This is a genomic window from Sneathiella sp. (assembly GCF_041689005.1).
Taxonomy (GTDB): domain Bacteria; phylum Pseudomonadota; class Alphaproteobacteria; order Sneathiellales; family Sneathiellaceae; genus Sneathiella.
In genome coordinates, this window is sequence record NZ_JBDNHC010000156.1 from 1 (window position 1) to 6667 (window position 6667).

The 6667-nt window shown below is 53.1% G+C and carries 7 protein-coding genes and 1 pseudogene; 7 read left to right on the forward strand and 1 reads right to left on the reverse strand.

Annotated features, from left to right (window positions below; genetic code table 11):
- The 7 genes from ACESNI_RS17105 to ACESNI_RS17135 all read left to right on the forward strand — a co-directional run.
- Positions 1-386 (forward strand): paraquat-inducible protein A (locus tag ACESNI_RS17105; RefSeq protein WP_373089213.1); only part of this gene is annotated, 386 nt, incomplete at its 5' end.
- Positions 379-2088 (forward strand): intermembrane transport protein PqiB, encoded by a 1710-nt coding sequence (locus tag ACESNI_RS17110; RefSeq protein WP_373089214.1) that lies wholly within the window; start codon positions 379-381, stop codon positions 2086-2088. The genes ACESNI_RS17105 and ACESNI_RS17110, both read left to right, overlap by 8 nt.
- 4 nt (positions 2089-2092) lie before the next feature.
- A complete protein-coding gene (locus ACESNI_RS17115) occupies positions 2093-2728 on the forward strand; it encodes a membrane integrity-associated transporter subunit PqiC (protein ID WP_373089216.1) in 636 nt (211 codons plus the stop codon).
- A 51-nt stretch (positions 2729-2779) separates the two neighbouring features.
- A complete protein-coding gene (locus tag ACESNI_RS17120) occupies positions 2780-4312 on the forward strand; it encodes an alkaline phosphatase family protein (protein WP_373089218.1) in 1533 nt (510 codons plus the stop codon).
- A 25-nt stretch (positions 4313-4337) separates the two neighbouring features.
- Complete coding sequence (locus ACESNI_RS17125) at positions 4338-4628, forward strand: putative quinol monooxygenase (RefSeq protein ID WP_373089220.1); 291 nt, start codon at positions 4338-4340, stop codon at positions 4626-4628.
- A gap of 93 nt (positions 4629-4721) precedes the next feature.
- Positions 4722-5186 (forward strand): MaoC family dehydratase, encoded by a 465-nt coding sequence (locus tag ACESNI_RS17130; protein WP_373089222.1) that lies wholly within the window; start codon positions 4722-4724, stop codon positions 5184-5186.
- Between the two features lie 26 nt (positions 5187-5212).
- Positions 5213-6130, forward strand: coding sequence for an SDR family NAD(P)-dependent oxidoreductase (locus tag ACESNI_RS17135; protein WP_373089224.1), 918 nt, complete (start codon positions 5213-5215; stop codon positions 6128-6130).
- A gap of 21 nt (positions 6131-6151) precedes the next feature.
- Here ACESNI_RS17135 and ACESNI_RS17140 read toward each other — a convergent pair.
- Positions 6152-6667, reverse strand: a pseudogene (locus tag ACESNI_RS17140) (urocanate hydratase); the annotation flags it as partial.

The window sequence follows — 6667 nt, forward strand, 5'->3', positions numbered from 1 at the left end:
ACACGATAATAGGCGGGGTTGTGGAACTTGCTGAGGCCGGTCAATGGACAATCGCTGCGATCATTTTTGTCGCCAGTGTATTCGTGCCGATATTTAAAATCATCGCGCTTCTGTTCCTCTCTTTCTCGGTGCGTTTCAGGATGAAGGGGCTGAGACGGCAAAGAACATGGCTCTATCGGTTCACAGAATTCATTGGCCGTTGGTCAATGATTGACATATTCATGATTTCAATCCTGATTGCGCTGGTACAGCTGCAGGCGATAGCGACAATCCAGGCAGGACCTGGTGCCGTCGCATTCGCCGCCGTGGTGATTGTTACGATGTTCGCCGCCATGGCCTTTGACCCGCGTTTGATATGGGATATACAGGGGGATGACAATGACTGACGATAGTGAGCGGGATCCACCCGAGGCGAAGGTCCGGCGTGGATATTCAAGCCTGTTCAGTATATGGCTGGTACCGGTTATCGCTCTCGGGGTGGCTGCCTATCTCATCGTCAAGACCGTTGCCGAGCAGGGCACAGAAATCTCTATTATCTTTGAAGACGCCGAAGGCATGATTCCGGGCAAGACGCAATTAAAGTATAAAAATGTCAATATCGGCCTGCTGAAGCGAGTTGATATATTGGACAAAGACAAGGGCGTCAGTCTTGTCATTGAAGTCGACCGGAAAGCTGACAAGTACATGACCGATACGGCCCGCTTCTGGGTCGTCTCTCCGACCATCGGGTTTCAGGGAATTACTGGCTTGCAAACTATTCTTTCCGGAGCCTTTGTCGAAATTGATCCCGGCGAGGGCGGCGAGGAAAAGACGGATTTCGCCGGTCTTCCCTACCCGCCGGTGGTAACCTCCAACGACAAGGGGACGGAATATCGGCTGACAACTGAAAAGCTCCGCAATATTAACCGGGGCACACCGGTAACCTATAAGGGGCTTGAAGTTGGCCGCATCCTTGGCTATCGCCTGGGGAAGAACAACCGGGCGATTGATGTTTATGCCTTTGTCAAGGATCCCTATGATGATCTGGTGCTGGAAGGGACGAAATTCTGGAATGCGGGCGGTATCAACGTTTCGGTCTCAACGTCCGGTATTGAAGTCGGGGCCCAGTCGCTTCAGAGTCTCGTGACTGGCGCCGTTGAGTTCGGGACGGAAGACATATATGGAAATACCATCAAGGTGGATGCTGGTCATGAGTTTAAGTTGTATGACAATGAAAAAGCCAAGAATGATGCAAAATATACGGAAAAAGTTGTCTATATTCTATATTTTGACGGCTCCGTGAGCGGGCTTTCGGTCGGGACACCGGTTGAATTCAAGGGCATCAAGATTGGCAGCGTTCGGGACATATCTCTTGAAATTGATGAAACTAAAAAGAAGTATTTTATCCCTGTCCTGATCGAGATTGAACCGCAGCGGATCAGTGTCGCCAATAACGGCAAGAAAATCATGTCGGTGCTTGAAGCGCGGGAACGGCGCCAGAAAATCATAAAAGACCTGGTTGCCCAGGGATTGAAAGCGCAACTTAAATCCTCAAACTTCCTGACCGGGCAGTTGATTGTCGATCTTGACCTGCTTCCCGAAAAGCCGGCGACATATGTTGCAAAGAATGATCTGTATCCTGAAATCCCGACCGTTGGGACGGAGCTTGATAAAATCACGACCTCAATCTCGCAACTTGTCGGAAAACTTGAGAAACTACCAATCGAAAAACTTGGCAATAATCTAGCCAATACCGTGGAAGGACTGGATAAATTCATTAACTCGGGTGATCTGCAGGCAACTATTGACGAGTACCGAAAGCTGGCGGTTTCTATTCAAGTGGTTACCCAGAATATCGACAAAAAGACTCTGCCGGATATTGGCATGACATTGGATGAGACGCGGGCTGCCGTCAAGAAGGTCGACGGGGCACTGGCCTCGGCAAAGGCCATGTTTTCCTCGGCCAACAGCCTGATTGCGGATGGCTCTCCGTTTAAATATGATATCACTGCCATGCTACAGGAACTGGCCGCGGCAAGCCGGGCGGTCCGTGGTTTGGCGGAATTCCTCGAACGTAATCCAAGTTCGCTGATCAGCGGAAAGAGGTGAGAAGATGGTAACATTCAGAGACGCCCGTAGCTTGAAAACGGTATTTTGGCTGGTTTTCATAGCGATGACCCTGACCGCTTGTGCGGGTCTGCCCGGATCAGACCCGACGCGCTTTTATGTTTTGAAACCGGCAACGGGGTTAACGCCGGAAAATAGCCTGGGCGAGCTTGGTCCGGGGATCAATGTCGGCATCGGCCCGGTTCAGGTTCCCGGCTATGCTGATCGCTCGCAGATTATAACCTTCGACAGCGGCAACCGGATTACGGTTTCTGATTTTGATCACTGGGCGGAACCGCTGACGGAGGCGATCAAGCGTGTCGTCAGCGCCGATATGGCCAACCTGATCGGCGATGAGCGGGTGTTTTCGTATCCGGCAGATTTCCGGCCAGATGAAAAAACGGTTCAAGTCTTTCTGGAAATCGTTGATATCACACAACTCGATAACGGTACCGCCCGACTGGCTGTGAGATGGCATGTCAAGAAACCGGCGCGCAATGAAGTGGTCTTTCGCCATGCAGGGGTTTACGAAATGCAGGCAACATCCGGCGACTACAACAGTTATGCCGATGCATTAACCGAATTGTTGGGCCGACTTGCCGTGGATATTACCGGATCCCTCTCGAAACTCGATTTTCAGTAATCCATGTAAGCCGGGACATTTTCAACAGTCTAACAACAGGAAATTTGGGCCATGACTCAGCCTAACGTTCTTTTTATCACGCTGGATCAATGGCGCGCCGATTGCCTCGGTGCCACCGGAAATGACCAGAACATGACAGCGGCGCTTGATGGGTTGGCGGCGGACGGGACGGTATTTCGCAATCATTTCACCAATATCGCCCCTTGCGGCCCGTCGCGCACGTCTTTCCTCACTGGCATGTACCCAAGCAATCATCGGTCAATCCGCAATGGTACCCCGCTGAATTACAGTCTGACAAACCTCGCGCTTGAGGCGCGGGCAGGCGGCTATGATCCGAAGCTGTTCGGCTATACCGACACCACACCGGACCCGCGTACCCTCGGTGTGGACCACAAGGCATTCCAGACCTACGAGGGGATCATGCCGGGCTTTAATCTCGGCGCTAATCTTTCTTCGACCTGCGAACCATGGCTCAATTATCTTCGGCAGAAGGGCGTCGATGTGCCGGGGCCGGGCTATGAGATCTGTTATCCTGATCCCACCTTCGAGTTGCCCGAAGGGCGCCATTCGGTGCATGCGCCTGCGCGTTATAAAGCGGATGACAGCGATACCGCTTGGCTGACCAATCAGGTGATTGCTGATATGCGGGCGAGCAGATCCGCCTTTTTCCACCATCTTACCTATCTCCGGCCTCATCCACCCTTTATCGCGCCGCCGGAATATCACGCGCTCTTTGATCCGGCTGCGATGCCGCGCGCGATCCGGGAACGACCGCTGGAGGAGATGCGAAACTTCCATCCTTTCCTTGATTTCGTTTATAACGAAATCCGCGAGAGTTCCTTCTATATGCAGGGGGAGGGGCTCTGTGCGGACCTTTCGGAGGCGGATGTCGCGGAAATCCGCGCGGTTTATAAGGCGCTTATTACCGAGGTCGATGACAATATCGCCCGGATAATCGCAGAGCTGAAAGCCTCCAACCGTTACGACGAGACACTCATCATCGTAACTTCCGATCACGGGGAGCAGCTTGGCGATCACTACCTGTTTGGCAAGCTTGGCTTCTACGACCAGAGCTTTCATATTCCCCTGATCGTCAAGCCGCCTAAAAGCTGGGGGGCGGTTTCCGGCACTAGCGTTGACGCCTTTACAGAGGCTGTCGATATCATGCCGACAATCCTTGATGGCCTGTCGCTCCCAAAGGCACGGCAATGTGATGGCAAGTCGCTAGTGCCTTTCCTGAAGGGGCAGCCGCCGGAGAAATGGCGCTCCGCTGTTCACTGGCTTTTCGATTTTCGCGATCCTCTTGGGCAGAGATCAGAGGCGTATTTTGATCTTGCCCCGACGGCCTGTAATCTGTTGGTTCGCCGCGATGCGGATTTTAAATATGTCCATTTCGCTGGCTTGCCGCCCTTGCTGTTCGATATGCGCAATGATCCGGAGGAGACCCGCAATCTTGCCGAAGAGCCCGATTATCAGGCAGTTGTCCTTCATTATGCGCAGCAGCTTCTTTCCTGGCGTATGGAGCATGAATATTCTGAACTGGACGGACTGATCACCTCGGAGGCGGGACTGGTTGGATACTAACGCGTAAAATGAGGAGGAATATATCATGAGCAAATTCGCCGTTACGGCCCGCTTCGAGGTTATGTCGGGGCGGGAGAAGGCCTTCATGGTGGAAATGAAGAAACAGGCAGAAAACTCACTGAACCAGGAACCCGGCTGCCTGATTTTTGATATTTGCATCAACCGGGAGGATGGCAGCGATGTTCTGCTATACGAGATTTATACGGATAAAAAGGCCTTCGATGATCATCTTGCCTCCCGTCATTTCAGCGCCTTTATTGAAACCGTAACGCCCTGGATTACCAGCAAAAAAATTGAATGTTGGGATAGGATATAAAGCCTGACCGCCATATAATAAGGGATAGAGCCTATCGGTGGGCTTTAAATTTCGCTAGAAAATTGAACCAACAACAACTGCGAGGACAGAATAATGACACTATCAATCCCCAAAGATGAATATCTCAGCTCGGTCGGAACGGAATATGGACCGGGGGAGTGGTTCACCGTGGATCAGGACCGCATTGACCTGTTTGCGAAGGCAACCGATGATTTCCAGTTTATCCATGTGGATCCGGAGCGGGCCAAGGATACTCCGTTCGGGACCACAATCGCCCATGGTTTCCTGAGCCTGTCGTTGCTGGCCGCGCTTGTGCCCAAAATCCAGCCAAAGCCTGAGAATATCAAGATGGGCATCAATTACGGCATTGATAAACTGCGTTTTTTACAGCCGGTGAAGGTCGATAGCGAAGTCCGTGCCCGCACCAAGATCTTGAGCATCGACGAAAAACGTCCCGGCCAATTTCTGACGAAAACTGAAGTGACAATCGAAATCAAGGGCGAGGAAAAACCTGCGCTGATCGTTGAATGGCTTGGAATGACCATTCTAAACGACTGATTCGAATAATTTATGAAGGAGTGAGTATGACTATTCGGTTTGATGACAGAGTGGCCATTGTTACCGGCGCCGGCAACGGCCTCGGGCGATGCCATGCGCTTGGTCTTGCGGCGCGGGGCGCGAAGGTGGTTGTCAATGACCTTGGCGGGTCTGTCGATGGCAGTGGCGGCTCTTCCGATGCTGCCAAGGCCGTGGTCGCCGAGATAGAGGCCGCAGGCGGCGAGGCGATTGCCAACGGCGCCAATGTCACCAAGATGGATGAGGTTGAGGCCATGGTGACCGAGGCCATGGCCAAATGGGGCCGCGTCGATATCCTTGTGAATAATGCGGGCGTGCTGCGTGACAAATCCTTCACCAAGATGGAGCTGAATGATTTCAGCTTTGTCCTCGATGTGCATCTGATGGGCTCGGTCAATTGCTCGAAAGCTGTCTGGGATATCATGCGCGATCAGGGCTATGGCCGTATCGCCATGACGACCTCGTCAAGCGGGCTGTACGGCAATTTCGGCCAGACCAATTATGGTGCGGCAAAAACGGGCGTCATCGGCCTTTTAAACACGCTGGTGATCGAGGGTGCGAAATACGGCATTAAGGTCAATGCCTTGTCGCCCTGCGCGGCAACCCGCATGACCGAGGATATTATTCCGGAAAATCTCCTGGAACTGCTGACGCCGGAAGCGGTAACGCCAGCGCTGCTTTATATCGTTTCCGAGGATAGCCCCAACCGCACTATCATCACCGCGGGCGCGGGCACTTATGCACGCTCCATCATTAACGAGACGGCGGGCAAATGGTTTGTCGAGGACGAGCGGACGCCGGAAAATATCGCCGCGCATTGGGCGGACATTTCCGATCCGGCAACGCAGGTCGAATATACCAGCGGTAATGACCAGACGACGAATATGCTAACCAAGGCCGCGAACGGCCTCGGTATCAAGCTCTGAGCTAATTCCTCAGCCTACCGCTCACTTCAGGAACGGCAGGTTGAGGTTATTTTCCTTAGCGCAGGCTATGGCATCTTCATATCCCGCATCGGCGTGACGCATGACGCCAGTTGCCGGATCATTAAACAGAACCCGGGCAATCCGCTTGTCCGCCTCCTCGGTGCCATCACAGACGATCACCATTCCCGCATGCTGAGAGAAGCCCATGCCAACCCCGCCGCCGTGATGCAAGCTGACCCAGGTTGCGCCGCTCGCTGTATTGAGAAGGGCGTTAAGAAGCGGCCAGTCAGATACGGCGTCGGACCCGTCGCGCATGCCCTCGGTTTCACGGTTGGGACTGGCGACAGAGCCTGAATCAAGATGATCACGGCCAATGACGATCGGTGCCTTCAACTCGCCCGTCCGAACCATTTCGTTAAACGCCAGGCCAAGACGGTCGCGTTGTCCCAATCCAACCCAGCAGATACGCGACGGCAACCCCTAAAACTTTATGCGTTCCTTCGCCATGTCGAGCCAGTTATGCAGATGGGGATCGTC

What these genes read in the sequence shown, in the direction of transcription:
- ACESNI_RS17110 (WP_373089214.1), top strand. Translation starts at nt 379, where the DNA reads ATGACTGACGATAGTGAGCGGGATCCACCCGAGGCGAAGGTCCGGCGT.
- ACESNI_RS17115 (WP_373089216.1), top strand. Translation starts at nt 2,093, where the DNA reads ATGGTAACATTCAGAGACGCCCGTAGCTTGAAAACGGTATTTTGGCTG.
- ACESNI_RS17120 (WP_373089218.1), top strand. Translation starts at nt 2,780, where the DNA reads ATGACTCAGCCTAACGTTCTTTTTATCACGCTGGATCAATGGCGCGCC.
- ACESNI_RS17125 (WP_373089220.1), top strand. Translation starts at nt 4,338, where the DNA reads ATGAGCAAATTCGCCGTTACGGCCCGCTTCGAGGTTATGTCGGGGCGG.
- ACESNI_RS17130 (WP_373089222.1), top strand. Translation starts at nt 4,722, where the DNA reads ATGACACTATCAATCCCCAAAGATGAATATCTCAGCTCGGTCGGAACG.
- ACESNI_RS17135 (WP_373089224.1), top strand. Translation starts at nt 5,213, where the DNA reads ATGACTATTCGGTTTGATGACAGAGTGGCCATTGTTACCGGCGCCGGC.